Origin of the sequence: Streptomyces sp. NPDC085927 (assembly GCF_044540975.1) — a bacterium.
Lineage (GTDB): Bacteria > Actinomycetota > Actinomycetes > Streptomycetales > Streptomycetaceae > Streptomyces > Streptomyces hirsutus.
On sequence record NZ_JBITSN010000017.1, the window covers coordinates 164,059 to 179,403 of the forward strand.

10 protein-coding genes are annotated in these 15,345 nt (G+C 71.7%); 3 read left to right on the plus strand and 7 right to left on the minus strand.

Translation table 11 applies throughout. The annotated features are described in order from the left end of the window. Positions 1 to 11: 11 nt before the first annotated feature. On the minus strand, positions 12 to 620 hold the full coding sequence (locus ACIF80_RS32315; protein ID WP_399811153.1) for a TetR/AcrR family transcriptional regulator: 609 nt from the start codon (positions 618 to 620) through the stop codon (positions 12 to 14). A 96-nt stretch (positions 621 to 716) separates the two neighbouring features. Here ACIF80_RS32315 and ACIF80_RS32320 point away from each other — a divergent pair, with 96 nt between their 5' ends. Next, the gene (locus ACIF80_RS32320) at positions 717 to 2,264 is read left to right on the plus strand and encodes an MFS transporter (RefSeq protein ID WP_399811156.1); all 1,548 of its coding nucleotides are present in this window, start codon (positions 717 to 719) and stop codon (positions 2,262 to 2,264) included. A 290-nt stretch (positions 2,265 to 2,554) separates the two neighbouring features. On the opposite strand, the gene serA is transcribed toward ACIF80_RS32320, so the two are convergent. The 6 genes from serA to ACIF80_RS32350 all read right to left on the minus strand — a co-directional run bounded on the left by serA (position 2,555) and on the right by ACIF80_RS32350 (position 12,826). Continuing rightward, positions 2,555 to 4,144 (minus strand): phosphoglycerate dehydrogenase, encoded by a 1,590-nt coding sequence (gene serA, locus ACIF80_RS32325; protein WP_399811158.1) that lies wholly within the window; start codon positions 4,142 to 4,144, stop codon positions 2,555 to 2,557. A 348-nt stretch (positions 4,145 to 4,492) separates the two neighbouring features. After that, positions 4,493 to 5,491, minus strand: coding sequence for a ketol-acid reductoisomerase (ilvC, locus tag ACIF80_RS32330; RefSeq protein WP_399811161.1), 999 nt, complete (start codon positions 5,489 to 5,491; stop codon positions 4,493 to 4,495). A 118-nt stretch (positions 5,492 to 5,609) separates the two neighbouring features. After that, a complete protein-coding gene (gene ilvN, locus ACIF80_RS32335) occupies positions 5,610 to 6,134 on the minus strand; it encodes an acetolactate synthase small subunit (RefSeq protein ID WP_030216544.1) in 525 nt (174 codons plus the stop codon). A gap of 28 nt (positions 6,135 to 6,162) precedes the next feature. Continuing rightward, complete coding sequence (locus tag ACIF80_RS32340; protein WP_399811165.1) at positions 6,163 to 8,055, minus strand: acetolactate synthase large subunit; 1,893 nt, start codon at positions 8,053 to 8,055, stop codon at positions 6,163 to 6,165. A gap of 228 nt (positions 8,056 to 8,283) precedes the next feature. After that, entirely contained in the window at positions 8,284 to 11,445 is a 3,162-nt protein-coding gene (locus ACIF80_RS32345; RefSeq protein ID WP_399811167.1) for a putative bifunctional diguanylate cyclase/phosphodiesterase, read from the minus strand. Between the two features lie 430 nt (positions 11,446 to 11,875). After that, positions 11,876 to 12,826, minus strand: a complete 951-nt coding sequence (locus ACIF80_RS32350) for a 2-hydroxyacid dehydrogenase (protein WP_399811170.1) — start codon at positions 12,824 to 12,826, stop codon at positions 11,876 to 11,878. A 75-nt stretch (positions 12,827 to 12,901) separates the two neighbouring features. Between ACIF80_RS32350 and ACIF80_RS32355 the strand changes: the two genes are divergently transcribed. Both ACIF80_RS32355 and ACIF80_RS32360 read left to right on the plus strand, forming a co-directional pair. Further along, positions 12,902 to 13,900, plus strand: a complete 999-nt coding sequence (locus ACIF80_RS32355; RefSeq protein WP_399811172.1) for an aldo/keto reductase — start codon at positions 12,902 to 12,904, stop codon at positions 13,898 to 13,900. 171 nt (positions 13,901 to 14,071) lie between these two features. Continuing rightward, positions 14,072 to 15,235: a PQQ-dependent sugar dehydrogenase gene (locus tag ACIF80_RS32360; RefSeq protein ID WP_399811175.1), complete on the plus strand. Its 1,164-nt coding sequence runs from the start codon at positions 14,072 to 14,074 to the stop codon at positions 15,233 to 15,235. Positions 15,236 to 15,345: the final 110 nt, after the last annotated feature.

Here is a 15,345-nt window from a genome sequence, read left to right on the forward strand (position 1 = left end):
CCGAAGGGCCGTCAACTCCGGTCGGCGGCCTCGATCACCTGGCGGAGCCCCGCGGTGAGCCGGTCGGCGGCGGGCGCGTGCTGCCGGTCGAACGACCACTGGACCATCAGTCCCATCAGCAGCGTGACGTAGAAGCCGCCGAGCGTGTCCACGGTCTCCTCCGGGACGTCCTCCTCACGGCCGCCCATGAAGAGCGTGACCAGGCCGCGCGCGCCCTCCCGCTGGGCCCGTGCCAGGTGGTCCCGCACCTCGGGCATGTCGTCGCCCATGGCCACGATCTCCATGCTGAGCCGCCACAGCGAGCCGGGTTCCCCCATCGTGCCGATGATGTTCGACCACACGTCGGTGAACCGCTCCAGCGAGCCGGGCTCACCCCCGAGCTCACCGGCGGGCTCACCGGCGGGCCCGCCCTCCGTGCCGCCGTCGAAGGCGACGGACATGTCCTCCACCAGTTCGACGTAGGCCTGCGCGAGCAGCGCGTCCTTCGAGCCGTAGTGGTAGCCGATGGACGCCAGGTTGGTGCCCGACTCCTTGACGATGTCGCGCGCCGTGGTGCGCATGAACCCCTTCTGCAGCAGGCAGCGCTTGGCGCCTTCGAGCAGATCTTCGCGGTGTCCCATGACGACACCCTACTCCCGGCCCATACAGCCGTCCCAGACGCACGTTTTATACATGCGTCATAGACGAGCGTATAAAACGTGCGTACAGTCACCGGCATGACGACCGATCCGCCGAACGTCCCCCCGCCCGCCCGAGCCGGCCGCCGTGAGTGGACCGCGCTCACCGTGCTGATGCTTCCGCTGATGCTGGTCTCGATGGACGTCTCCGTCCTCTACTTCGCGATCCCGGAGATCACCGCGGACCTGGCGCCGAGCGGTACCCAGCAGCTGTGGATCTTCGACATCTACGGCTTCGTCCTGGCCGGCCTGCTGATGACGATGGGCTCCGTGGGCGACCGGGTCGGCCGCCGCAGACTCCTGCTGATCGGCGCGGTGGCGTTCGGCGCCGCCTCCCTGGCGGCGGCGTACGCGAACAGCGCCGAGACCCTGATCGCCGCCCGCGCGGTCCTGGGCATCGGCGGCGCCACCCTGATGCCGTCGACGCTGGCGCTGGTGCGCTCGCTCTTCACCGACGCGGGCCAGCGGACGCAGGCCATCGCGATCTGGTCCGCCGTGATGACGGCCGGTGTGGCGCTCGGCTCGGTGCTGAGCGGCGTGCTGGTGGAGTTCTTCTGGTGGGGTTCGGTCTTCCTGGTCAACCTGCCGGCGATGGCCCTGCTGCTCGTCCTCGGACCGATCCTGCTGCCCGAGTCGAAGGATCCCGCACCCGGCCGCTTCGACTGGCTGAGCGTTCCGCTGTCGATGGCCGCCGTGCTCCCCGTCGTCTACGGCCTCAAGGAGATCCCGTCCAAGGGCTGGAACGTCCAGTACGTCGTGGCGGTCACCGTGGGGCTGCTCTTCGCGGCCCTCTTCGTCCACCGGCAGCGGACGGCCCTCTCGCCGATGATCTCCCCTGCCCTGTTCCGCAGCCGCGGCTTCGCCCCGGCCGTCGCCCTCAACGTCATCACGTTGTTCGGGATGATGGGTTCGGCGTTCTTCACCACGCAGTACCTGCAGTCGGTGCTCGGCATGAGTGCGATGGAGGCGGCCCTGTGGGCGCTGGTGCCCTCGGTGCCCGTCGGCTTCGCGGCCCCGTTCGCGGCCCGGCTGGTGCGACGGGGCGTCGAACGCGCCCATGTGGTGACGGCGGGCTTCGTCACCGCCGCGTGCGGCTTCGTACCACTGATGTCCGTGGACACGGACGCACTGGTGCTGGTGCTGGTCGGCTGTGGGGTCCTCGCCTCGGGGGTCACCATGGTGGTGTCCCAGATCACGGATCTCGCGCTGGGCACCGCCCCGGTGGAGCGTGCGGGTTCGGCCTCCTCCCTGATGGAGACGGGCGCGGAGTTCGGCGGCGCACTGGGCATGGCGGTCCTCGGCTCCATCGGTACCGCCGTCTACCGCCACGGCGTCCCGGACACGGCCCCGGCTGCGGCCCGCGAGACGCTGGGCGGCGCGCTGGCCGCGGCCGACCGGCTGCCGGGGCGCGCGGGGGACGCCCTGGCGGCGGCGGCCCGGGAGGCGTTCGCCCAGGGCATGCAGACCGCGGCGATCGCGGCGGCGGGCGTCCTCGCGGCGGGGGCGGTGCTGGCGGCCGTGACACTGCGGGGAGTCCCCGTGCGGGAGGAGGCCACCGCGGCAAAGGCCGAGGAAGCGGCCGTCTGACCGGGGCAACGCGAAAGGCGCCGGGGGGCCCCCCCCCCGGGGGGGGCCCCCCCCCCGGGGGGGGGGCGGGGGCCCCGGGGGGGGGGGCCCCGGGCGCCGGGGGGCTCCCCCAGCCCCCCCCCCGGGCGCCCGGGGGGCCGGGGGGGGCGCCCCCCCGGGGGGGGCCGGCCGGGCCGGGGGCGGGCCCCCGGCCCCCCCCCCCCCCCCGCGGGCCCCCCCCCGGGGGGGGGCCCCCCCGGCGCCTTTCGGGCCGAACGGGACCCGGGGGCGGAGCTCCCGGGACGGCGGTCTCAGACCAGTTCCACCGAGCGGGCCGACGTGGCGCCGATCTCCGTCGCGACCTCGGCCAGCACCGCGGGGGGCACCGTGTCGTCGACCGTCAGGACGGCGAGGGCCTCGCCGCCGGCCGCGGCACGCGCGACCTGCATGCCGGCGATGTTGATGCCGGCCTCGCCGAAGACCCGGCCCACGGTGCCGACGACACCCGGCCGGTCCTCGTAGCGCAGGACGGCCATGTGGTCCGCGAGCGCGAGGTCCACGTCGTAGTCGCCGACCGCGACGATCTTCTGGACGTTCTTGTGACCGGCCAGCGTGCCGGAGACCGCGATCTCCTCGCCGTCGGCCAGGGTGCCGCGCACCGTGACGACGTTGCGGTGGTCGGCGGACTCGGAGCTGGTGGTCAGCCGGACCTCGACGCCCCGCTCCTGCGCGAACAGCGGCGCGTTCACGTAGGACACCGTCTCGTCGACGACGTCCTCGAAGACGCCCTTGAGCGCGGAGAGCTCCAGCACCTTCACGTCGTGCTGGGTGATCTCGCCGTACACCTCGACGTCGAGGCGGACCGCCACCTCGCCGGCCAGCGCGGTGAAGATCCGGCCGAGGCGCTCGGCGAGCGGCAGACCCGGCTTGACGTCCTCGGCGATGACCCCGCCCTGCACGTTCACCGCGTCCGGGACCAGCTCGCCGGCGAGCGCGAGGCGCACCGAGCGGGCGACGGCGATGCCGGCCTTCTCCTGCGCCTCGTCGGTGGACGCGCCGAGGTGCGGGGTGCAGACGACCTGGTCGAACTCGAAGAGCGGGGAGTCCGTGCAGGGCTCCTTCGCGTACACGTCCAGGCCGGCGCCGGCGACCCGGCCCTCCTTGAGCGCCGCGTACAGCGCCTGCTCGTCGACGATGCCGCCGCGCGCGGCGTTGATGACGCGCACGCTCGGCTTGACCTTGCGCAGCGCCTCGTCGCCGATCAGGCCGAGCGTCTCGGGGGTCTTGGGCAGGTGGACGGTGATGAAGTCGGAGACCTCGAGCAGCTCGTCCAGCGACAGCACCTTGACGCCCATCTGCGCGGCCCGCGCGGGCTGCACGTAGGGGTCGTAGGCGACGATCTTCATGCCGAAGGCGGACATGCGCTGTGCGACGAGGGCGCCGATCCGTCCCAGACCCACGACTCCGAGGGTCTTCTCGGCGAGTTCGACGCCCGTGTACTTGCTGCGCTTCCACTCGTGGTTCTTCAGCGCGGCGTTGGCCTGCGGAATGTTGCGCGCGGTGGCGATGATCAGCCCGCACGCGAGTTCCGCGGCGGTCACGATGTTCGAGGTGGGCGCGTTGACCACCATCACGCCGGCCTTGGTGGCGGCGGAGACGTCGACGTTGTCCAGGCCGACACCGGCCCGCGCGACGACCTTGAGCTTCTTCGCGGTGGCGATGGCCTCGGCGTCGACCTTGGTGGCCGAGCGGATCAGGATCGCGTCCACTTCGGCGATGGCGGGCAGCAGCTCCGCCCGGTCCGCGCCGTTGCAGTGGCGGATCTCGAAGTCCGGGCCGAGCGCGTCCACGGTCGCGGGCGACAGCTCTTCGGCGATGAGTACGACAGGTTTCGAGCTCACGTGGGTCCTCACATGTCCAATGCGGACGGCCGTCCCGACGGCCGCATGCGGTGGAGGGGAGCGGCGCCGGGATGTGCCTGCAATTCCTCGGTGTCGCTTAGCCGCGTGGAAGACGCACGACGCTGTGGGCCTGACGCGTATGGTGCAGCAGTGTAGTGGCGCCGGGGTGTCGTCCTGCGTCGCTGCGGAAGGATCATCCGTAAGTGGCCGGACCGGCCTGCCAACGAAAGACCCACCCCCTGTGGCGATGGTGGAGCGGGGTCGGGGGGCGGGCCCCGGCGGGGCCCTCCCGAAGGGCTCCGCGACGGTGCCGGCCTCAGCGCCCGGCACCGCCCCGGAGCGCTCGGCTCACGCCTCTTCGTCGACCCAGCTCATGAGCTTGCGCAGCTCCTTGCCGGTGGTCTCCAGCAGGTGCTCGCTGTCCTGCTTCTTGTACTCGTTGTACTTCTTCAGACCGCCGTGGTACTCGTCCATCCACTGCTGGGCGAAGGTGCCGTCCTGGATCTCGGCGAGGACCTTCTTCATCTCGGCCTTAGTGGCGTCGGTGATGATCCGCGGGCCGGTGACGTAGTCGCCCCACTCGGCGGTCTCGGAGATCGACCAGCGCATCTTCTCCAGGCCGCCCTCGTACATGAGGTCGACGATCAGCTTCAGCTCGTGCAGGCACTCGAAGTAGGCGATCTCGGGCTGGTAGCCCGCCTCGGTCAGCGTCTCGAAGCCCGCCTTGACCAGTGCCGCGGTGCCACCGCAGAGGACGGCCTGCTCACCGAACAGGTCGGTCTCGGTCTCCTCGGTGAAGGTCGTCTTGATGACGCCGGCGCGGGTGCCGCCGATGCCCTTGGAGTACGACAGGGCGAGCTCGAAGGCGTTGCCGGAGGCGTCCTGCTCGACGGCGGCGATACAGGGAACACCGCGGCCCTCCTCGTACTGACGGCGCACCAGGTGGCCCGGGCCCTTCGGGGCGACCATGCAGACGTCGACGCCGGCCGGGGGCTTGATGAAGCCGTAGCGGATGTTCAGGCCGTGACCGAAGAACAGGGCGTCGCCGTCCTTCAGGTTGTCCTTGATGTGCTCCTCGTAGACCTGGGCCTGGATCGGGTCCGGGACCAGGATCATGATGACGTCGGCCTCGGCGGCGGCCTCGGACGGGTTCACCACGCGCAGGCCCTGCTCCTCGGCCTTGGCCTTGGACTTCGAGCCCTCGTGCAGACCGACGCGCACGTCGACGCCGGAGTCGCGCAGCGACAGGGCGTGGGCGTGGCCCTGGCTGCCGTAACCGATGACCGCGACCTTGCGGCCCTGGATGATGGACAGGTCGGCGTCGGCGTCGTAGAACAGCTCGGCCACTTTGGGTTCTCTCCTTGTGTGCAGGTGTCGCGTCCCACCGTATGACGGCGGGGGGAGGGGAGGTTTCGGAGTCTCGGAATACGGGCGGCCGGTGTGTCGCGGCCGCCCGTCGCTTGTCCTACGCCGACCGGTCGAGCGCGCGCAGCGATCGGTCGGTGATCGAACGGGCGCCACGTCCGATCGCGATCGTGCCGGACTGGACCAGTTCCTTGATGCCGAAGGGTTCCAGCATCTTCAGCATGGCGGACAGCTTGTCGCTGCTGCCGGTGGCCTCGATGGTCACGGCCTCCGGGGAGACGTCCACGGTCTTGGCGCGGAACAGCTGGACGATCTCGACGATCTGGGAACGCGTCTCGTTGTCGGCCCGCACCTTCACCAGAACGAGTTCGCGCTGGACGGCCTGCCCGGGTTCGAGCTCGACGATCTTCAGCACGTTGACGAGCTTGTTGAGCTGCTTGGTCACCTGCTCCAGCGGGAACTCCTCGACACTCACCACGATGGTGATGCGGGAGATGTCGGGGTGCTCGGTGACGCCCACGGCGAGCGAGTCGATGTTGAAGCCGCGGCGGGAGAACAGCGCGGCGATCCGGGCCAGGATGCCGGGGGTGTTCTCCACCAGGACGGAGAGCGTGTGCTTGGACATGTCGTGTTTCCTCTTCGCTCTTCCTGGCTCAGTCGTCTTCGTTGTCGCCGAAGTCGGGGCGGACGTCGCGGGCGGCCATGATCTCGTCGTTGGAGGTGCCGGCGGCGACCATCGGCCACACCATGGCGTCCTGGTGGACGACGAAGTCCACGACGACCGGGCGGTCGTTGACGGAGTTCGCCTCCTCGATGACCTTGTCGAGGTCCGCCGGGTCCTCGCAGCGGATCGCGTAGCAGCCCATGGCCTCCGACAGCTTGACGAAGTCGGGGACGCGGGTGCCGGCGCTGCGCTGCGTGCCGGGGCCCACCGCCGAGCCGCTGCCCAGGTCGGTGGGGGCGCTGCCCGCCTCGATGGGGCCGGCTCCCAGCACGGTGTTGGAGTAGCGCTGGTTGTAGAACAGGGTCTGCCACTGGCGGACCATCCCGAGGGCGCCGTTGTTGATGATGGCGACCTTGATCGGGATGTTGTTCAGGGCGCAGGTGGTGAGTTCCTGGTTGGTCATCTGGAAGCAGCCGTCGCCGTCGATCGCCCAGACGGTCCGGCCGGGCTGTCCGGCCTTGGCGCCCATGGCTGCCGGGACGGCGTAGCCCATGGTTCCGGCGCCGCCGGAGTTCAGCCAGGTGGCGGGCTTCTCGTACTGGACGAAGTGCGCGGCCCACATCTGGTGCTGGCCGACACCGGCGGCGAAGATCGTGTCCTCGGGCGCCAGCTGTCCGATGCGCTCGATGACCTGCTGCGGGGAGAGCGATCCGTCCTCGGGCTGGTCGTAGCCCAGGGGGTAGGTGTCGCGCCAGCGGCTCAGGTCCTTCCACCAGGCGGTGTAGTCGCCCCGGTGGCCCTCGGCGTGCTCCTTCTGGACGGCCAGGACGAGGTCGGCGAGGACCTCGCGGGCGTCGCCGACGATCGGCACGTCGGCGGTCCGGTTCTTGCCGATCTCGGCCGGGTCGATGTCGGCGTGGACGATCTTCGCGTAGGGGGCGAAGCTGTCCAGCTTGCCGGTGACGCGGTCGTCGAAACGGGCTCCGAGGGCGACGATCAGGTCGGCCTTCTGCAGCGCGGTGACGGCGGTGACCGCACCGTGCATGCCCGGCATTCCCACGTGCAGCGGGTGGCTGTCGGGGAATGCGCCGAGTCCCATCAGGGTGGTGGTGACGGGAGCCTCGGTGAGTTCTGCCAGGACCCTCAGCTCCGCGGTGGCGCGGGCCTTGATGACGCCGCCGCCGACGTAGAGGACCGGCCGCTTCGCGGAGGTGATGAGCTTGGCGGCCTCACGGATCTGCTTGGCGTGCGGCTTGGTGACGGGCCGGTAGCCGGGCAGGTCCATGGTGGGCGGCCAGGAGAAGGTGGTCCTCGCCTGGAGGGCGTCCTTGGCGATGTCCACGAGCACCGGGCCGGGGCGGCCGGTGGCGGCGATGTGGAAGGCCTGCGCGATCACCCGCGGGATGTCCTCGGCCTTGGTGACCAGGAAGTTGTGCTTGGTGATCGGCATCGTGATGCCGACGATGTCCGCTTCCTGGAAGGCGTCCGTGCCGATCGCCTTGGAGGCGACCTGTCCGGTGATCGCGACCAGCGGCACGGAGTCCATGTGCGCGTCGGCGATCGGGGTGACCAGGTTGGTGGCGCCGGGGCCCGAGGTCGCCATGCAGACGCCGACCTTGCCGGTGGCCTGCGCGTACCCGGTGGCCGCGTGGCCCGCGCCCTGCTCGTGCCGCACCAGGACGTGGCGCACCCGGGTGGAGTCCATCAGCGGGTCGTAGGCGGGAAGGATCGCACCGCCGGGAATGCCGAATACCGTGTCGGCGCCGACCTCCTCGAGCGAGCGGATGAGGGACTGCGCGCCCGTGACGCTCTCGGGGGCGGACTGCTGCCCTCCGGATCGGGGCCGCGGCTGCGGGTGGGCCCCGGTGGCCTGCTCGGTCATCGGCTTCTCTTCTCGATGCTGAGGGTTTTTGCGAGATTCGCGTGGTGTGCGTGGGCGGTGCGACAGGTGCTGGTGCAACAAAAAACCCCTCGTGCCATGAGGCAAGCGAGGGGAGCGCGTCGGGCGGGGGCGTTGAGCAGACAATGCTCAGCGTCAGCCGACGCGCTGTCCAAGTACGAGAATTCGGGTGCGCATGGCATTGACCCTCCCCCCGGCGCGCACCGACTGTCAAGTGGGTGGGACGGGCGTCTCATCATGTGAGCGCAGGACCGCACCGCTCCGGAGCATCGAGGCCACTCCCGACGCGTACCCGCCGGCGCCGCCGGAGCCCCCTGGACCGCCGCCCGCGTACACGGGTTCGGCCGGTCCGTTCGGCACCGGATAGCGGCCGGTGCAGAGCGCCCTGCGCAGCCGGTACTCGTCCAGCGGCCCGGAGAAGGCCATGCCCTGCCCGTGCGTGCACCCCATCGCGCGCAGGGCGACGACCTGCTCGGGCAGGTCCACCCCCTCGGCCACGGACTGCATGCCCAGGTCGCCGGCGATCCGCAGCAACCCACCGGTGATCTTGTGCAGCCGCGCGGACTCGACCACGCCCTCGACCAGGCCGCGGTCGAGTTTCAGTACGTCGACGGGGAGCCGTCGCAGGGCGGTGATCGCCGCGTAGCCGCTGCCGAAGCCGTCCAGTGCGATCCGGACGCCGACCCGCTTGAGCGCGGTCAGCCGGCGCTCCAGCTCGTCCAGGCAGACCCGGGGGTCGGTCTCGGCCACCTCGACGACCAGCGAGCCGGAGGGCAGTCCGTGCCGGGTGAGCAGGGCCTCGATCGAGCCGAGCGGCAGCGACCGGTCCAGCAGCCGGCGCGCGGCGATCCGGACCGCCACGGGCACCGACACTCCCGTCGCCTGCCGTTCGGCGGCCTGCTCGACGGCCTCCTCGAGGAGCCAGCGGCCCAGTTCGGCCGTCTTCTCACTGTCCTCGGCGACGCGCAGGAACTCCGCGGGGGTGAAGAGCACGCCCTGTGAGGAACGCCAGCGCGCCTGGGCGCAGACCGAGGTGATCCTGCCGTCCTGGAGGGACACCACCGGCTGGTGCAGCAGCGCGAACTCGCCGTCGTGCAGCGCGGCGCGCAGCCGGGTGGCCAGCTCCGCCCTGCGGACGACGTCCTGCTGCATCTGCGGCCGGTACAGCTCCACCCGGCCCTTGCCGGCGGCCTTGGCCCGGTACATGGCGAGGTCCGCGTTGCGCAGCAGTTCGCCGGCTCCGAGGGCCGGTTCGGCGAAGGCGACACCGATGGAGGCGTTGACCCGGACATCGTTGCCGTCGATGAGGTAGGGCTGGGAGAGGGTCACTCTGAGGCGGTCGGCGAGCTCCAGGATGTGCCGCTCGCGGGCCTCCCGGTCGCGGGTGCCGTCGCCCACGATCAGGGCGGCGAACTCGTCGCCGCCCAGCCGGGAGGCGGTGTCGCCCTTGCGGACCGCGTCCCGCAGTCTGCGGGCGGCGTGGATCAGCAGTTCGTCGCCGGCCTGGTGGCCGATGGTGTCGTTGACGGCCTTGAAGCCGTCGAGGTCGATGAAGAGCACGGCCGTGCCCCTGAGGGCGGCGCCCCGGTCGGAGGCCCGGCGGCCGGACAGGGCCTGCTGGACGCGCCGGGTGAACAGGGCCCGGTTGGGCAGGTCGGTGAGCGGGTCGTGCTCGGCGTTGTGCTGGAGCTGCGCCTGGAGCCGCACGCGCTCGGTGACGTCCCGGCTGTTGAAGATGAGGCCGCCGTGGTGCCGGTTGACGGTTGATTCCACGTTCAGCCAGCCTCCCCCACTCTCGGCTTCGCTCGAGCGGGAGGTGCCCCCACCGCCGAAGCGGAACCGGCACTCGATGCGCGTGGTGGGCTCCTCGGCCGGGCCGGCCGCGAGGAACCGGCGCACCTCGTGCACGACGCAGTCCAGGTCCTCGGGGTGGATGAGCTGCGCCAGTTCCGTCCCCACCAGGTCCTCCGCGGGGCGGCCGTACACTCCGGCGGCGGCCGGGGAGACGTAGCGGAGGATGCCGCTCGGCGCGGCGATCATGATGACGTCGCTCGAGCCCTGCACCAGGGAGCGGAAGTGGTTCTCCTTGTGGGCCAGTTCCTGAGTGAGGGTGATGTTGTCGAGCAGCATGATGCCCTGGCGCACGACGAGCGCGAGCACCACGGTGCCCCCGGTGAGCAGGACCACGCGGTCGACGCTGCGGCCGTTGAGGACGGTGTAGAGGATCCCCAGGGTGCACACGGCCGCGGCGAGGTACGGCGCGAGCGCGCCGAGGGAGCCGGCGATGGGCCGGGAGACCGGGTACCGGCCGCGCTCGGCGCCGGGCGCGGCCGGGGGCTGGAGGTACGGGGGATGGTGGAGGTACGAGGGGTGGGGGTACGGGAGGTGGGCCGGGCCGTGGGCCGCGTGGTGGGCCGGGTCGTTCCCGAGGTGGGCCGGGTGGCCGCTCGTCCAGGGGTTCGGTCCGCCGTACTGGCCGGGCAGGTGCTCGCGCACCACGCGCGTGTGCCCCTCGTCCCCGGACCGGCCGCCCCGGGGACGGGTCCAGGGCGCGTACGCCAGGAGCAGCGAGCCGGCGAACCAGCCCGCGTCGAGCAGTTGTCCCGACCGGTAGGTGTTGTGCAGCAGCGGGGAGGTGAACAGGGCGTCGCACAGCACGGTGAGCGCGAGCGCGCCGATCGCGGTGTTGACCGCTGAGCGGGTGAGCGCCGACCGCCGGAAGTGCAGGGCGAGCACCATGCTGACCAGGGCGATGTCGAGCAGCGGGTACGCCAGGGACAGCGCGGTGTGCGCCACGTCCTCGCCCCCGGCCTGCGCGGTCTGGGCGAGCGCGAGGCTCCACGCGAGCGTGAGCAGGGAGCCGCCGATCAGCCAGGCGTCCAGGCCCAGGCAGACCCAGCCGGCCTTGGTCACGGGCCGTTTGGCGAGCACCAGCAGCCCCACGATGGCGGGCGGCGCGAAGCACAGGAAGAACAGGTCGGCGTAGCTGGGGCTGGGCACGGGGAGCCCGAGGACGACCTCGTACCACCCCCAGACCAGATTGCCCAGGGACGCCATGGTGGAGGAGATGCCGAACAGCAGCCAGGCGGGCCGGAAACGGACACGAGGGCCGCGCGCGTACAGGAAGCAGGACACGGCGGCCGCGGCCGCCGCGGCGCTCAGTCCGAAGTCACCCATGATCAGCGCGAGTCGGTCCGACCCCCAGCCGAAGGCGGCGCCGATCGCGTAGGCCGCGCAGACGACGGCGAGGACGAGCTGCGGTACCACTCCCTGCCGGCGCTCCACGGCCGGCGGGCGGGAGGGCAGCGCTTCCGGGGCGGGGTGCGCCCGCACCGCTCCGTCGAGCGTGGTCGTGGGGGCCGGCGCGCTCACCGGTCCCTCCCGGTACGCACCGTTCCGGCCGGGTGGGCCGGCTGGGCCGGCCTCCCGCGGCTGCCGTACCCGTGGTGGTGGGGACAGAGGTCGCCGGGGCGGCCGCTGCTCCGGGGGTGCTGCCCGAGGGGGTGGTGACCACGGGTGTGGTGACCGCTGTGGTGACCCCGGCTGCGCGCGGTCGTGCGCCAGGGTCGCCGACGGCGGCTCAATCGCGTCGGATCGCTCGTCCATAGGCCGTGCATCGCCCGTCGCCCCCCTCACAGTCTGCAATGTCAATCCCCCGCGCCGACGGTCAGCGGCGCAGCCCCTGTCGGACGATACACCAGTCCCGTCACTCAGGGACATAGCTTCTCTACGCTCCGTGACGATCACTTGATGTATGAGTACCCATCGCATCCGGAAAAACGCGGACGGTACTCGAAACGGACTACCTGCTTACCGCCTCCGTCACCAGGATCACGTTCCGGAGCTCTTCCCGGTTCACGAATCGGTTCAACTGGTCCGCCAGCAGCCGCTCGGCACGTGGCCGGAAAGCGGAGGTGGGCCCGCCGGCGTGCGGGCTGATGAGCACGCCCGGGGCCCGCCACAGGGGATGGTCCGGGGGGAGCGGTTCGGGATCGGTCACGTCGAGGGCCGCGGTGATGCGGCCGCTCTCCACCTCGGTGAGCAGGGCCGGGGTGTCGACGACGGGCCCCCGGGCCACGTTGACGAGCAGCGCGCCGTCCTTCATCCGGGCCAGGAAGCCGGCGTCCACGAGGTGGCGGGTGGCCTCGGTGAGCGGGGTGGAGAGGATGACGACATCCGCCTCCGGCAGCAGCGCGGGCAGTTCGGTGAACGGATGCACCGGCCCGCGCGCCGCTGCGCGTGCGGAGCGCGCGACGCGCGCCACCCGCGCGAGCTCGAACGGAACGAGCCGGTCCTCGATGGCCGTGCCGATCGCCCCGTACCCCACGATGAGCACGTTCCGGTCGGCGAGCGCGGACCTGAATCCGCCGAGCCACTCCCCCTTGTCCTGCGCCCGCACGAAGTCGGGCAGACCGCGCAGCGAGGCCAGGACGAGGGTGAGCGCCAGCTCGGCCGTGCTCGCCTCGTGCACTCCGCGCGCGTTGCAGAGCCGTACGCCGGGGCCCAGGTGGCGCAGGCCGGGCTGCACGTGGTCGACGCCGGCGGACAGGGTCTGCACGACCTCGACCGAGCTCATCAGCGGCAGCGGGCGCACCCCGACGTCACCGGGCCTCATGTACGGCACGACGAAGAACACGCAGTCGGCCGGGTCGGCCGGGTACTCCTGCGCGCCGTCCCAGAAGTGGTACCGCGGGCCCTTCGGAAGACCCTCGATCTCGTCCGGCGGGAGGGGAAGCCATACGTCAGCAGTCATGGTCCGGAGGCTATGTCAGGGGTCCGCGACGCCAGAGGTTAGGTTGGGGTCCGGGAAAGGGAGGGTCACGACCAGGTGGAGCGCAGGACGATCGGCGCGGCGGCGCTCGCGGTGGGGGCCGTCGGACTCGGGTGCATGCCGATGAGCTGGGCCTACAGCACCTCGCGGCAGCGCGGCGAGGATTCGCTCAGAGCGGTGCACCGGGCGCTCGACCTGGGGTCGACGCTGCTGGACACGGCCGACATGTACGGCCCGTTCACCAACGAGCTGTTGCTGGGGCGGGTGTTGAAGCAGCGGCGCGGCGACGCCTTCGTGTCGACGAAGGTCGGTCTGCTGGTGGGCGATCAGCACATCGTGGCCAACGGCCGCCCCGGGTACGTGAGAAGGGCCTGCGACGCCTCGCTGCGCCGGCTGCAGACCGACGTCATCGACCTGTACCAGCTGCACCGTGCGGACCCGGAGATCCCCGTCGAGGAGACCTGGGGCGCGATGGCGGAGCTCGTACGGGCCGGAAAGGTACGGGCGTTGGGGCTCTGCGCGGTCGGTGCGCGATCCGCGCGACGGCCCGGGGCGCGGCTGCACGACGCGACGGTCCGGCAACTGGAGCGGGTGCAGCAGGTCTTCCCGGTGAGCGCGGTGGAGGCGGAGCTGTCGGTGTGGTCGCCGGAGGCGCGGGAGGCGCTGCTGCCGTGGTGTGCCGCGCGCGGTGTGGGGTTCCTGGCCGCGATGCCGCTGGGCAACGGCTTCCTGACCGGCACGCTGACGCCGGGTGAGGGTTTCGAGGCGGACGATCTGCGGGCCCGGCACCCCCGTTTCACCGCCGAGATGATGGCTGCGAACCAGCCGATCGTGGCCGGTCTGCGCCGTGTCGCCCGCCGGCACGGCGAGGACGTCACCCCGGCGCAGGTGGCCCTGGCCTGGGTGCTGGCGCAGGGCGGGCAGGTGATCCCGGTGCCGGGGACCAAGCAGGAGCGGTGGGTCGCCGAGAACGCGGGGGCGGCGGACTTGTGCCTGACGGAGGCCGACTTGGCGGAGATCGCGGAACTGCCCGCGGCCCAGGGGTCGTGGGACTGAGGGACGCAAGACCGCGGGAGGGAGACCGGGCACCGCGGGCCGCCGGGCCGAGACCGCGGGAGGGAGCCCGGGCCGGACGGTGGCCGACGGTTCGGGCTCGCCCGATCGGGAACTTGTGGGGCGCGGGCGGTGTATGACAGGGAGAACCCGCCGCGTCGAAGGGACGACATCGTGCACCATCGAGCCGTTACGGCCGTACTGGCCACCGCCGCGCTCCTGCTGACGGCCGGCTGTTCCTCCGACGACGGAGGAACGCCGGACAAGGACGCCGGCTCCTCCCCGACCGGTCCGGCGGGGCGGTCCTCGTCCCCGGAGGGCGGCGCCGAGGAGACGCCGCCCGCGAAGGGCTCGGTGAAGGTGCTCCGTACGGTCGCTACGGACCTGCGCTCCCCATGGGGGCTCGCACCCCTGGCCGACGGTGATCTGCTGGTGTCGTCACGGGACGAGGCCACGATCAGCCGGGTCGACGCCGAGACGGGCGAGACGTCCGAACTGGGCGAGGTGCCGGGGGTGTCGCCGTCCGGCGAGGGCGGCCTGCTCGGCATCGCGCTCTCTCCCGAGTACGCCTCGGACCGCATGATCTACGCCTACTTCACCTCGGCCTCGGACAATCGCATCGTCCGCATGATGTACGACGAGAAGAAGCCCGAGGGTGAGCGGCTGGGCGCACCGGACACGGTGTTCCGGGGCATCCCCAAGGGGGTGGTCCACAACGGCGGCCGGATCGCGTTCGGCCCGGACCGGATGCTGTACGTGGGCACGGGTGAGAGCGGCGACACCGGCCTCTCCCAGGACGAGAAGTCGCTGGGCGGCAAGATCCTGCGGCTGACCCCGGAGGGCGAGCCGGCGCCGGGCAATCCGCTTCCCGACTCCGCGGTGTACTCGCTGGGTCACCGCAATGTGCAGGGCCTGGCCTGGGACTCCAAGCAGCGGCTGTTCGCCTCGGAGTTCGGCCAGAACACGTGGGACGAGCTCAACGCGATCGAGCCCGGCGCCAACTACGGCTGGCCGGAGGCGGAGGGCAGGTCCGACGACGACGGCTTCCGCAGTCCGATCGCCCAGTGGAGCACGGACGAGGCCTCCCCCAGCGGCATCGCGTACGCGGAGGGGTCGGTCTGGATGGCGGGCCTGCGCGGTGAGCGCCTGTGGCGGATCCCGCTCAAGGGCACGGAGGCCTCGGCGGAACCGCAGGCCTTCCTGGAGGGCGAGTACGGGCGGCTGCGCACGGTGGCGGCGGCGGGCGGCGACAAGCTGTGGCTGGTCACCAGCAACACGGACGGCCGCGGTGACCCGGGCGGCGAGGACGACCGCGTCCTGGAGGTGCGGGTGAGCTAGTGTCCTGCGCCAGAGATCCGTCGGCAGAAGCGGGCGAGGGAATCGAGGATCTCTTCGGCGGTCTTGGTCCAGATGAACGGCTTGGGATCCTCGTTCCAGTCCTTCACCCA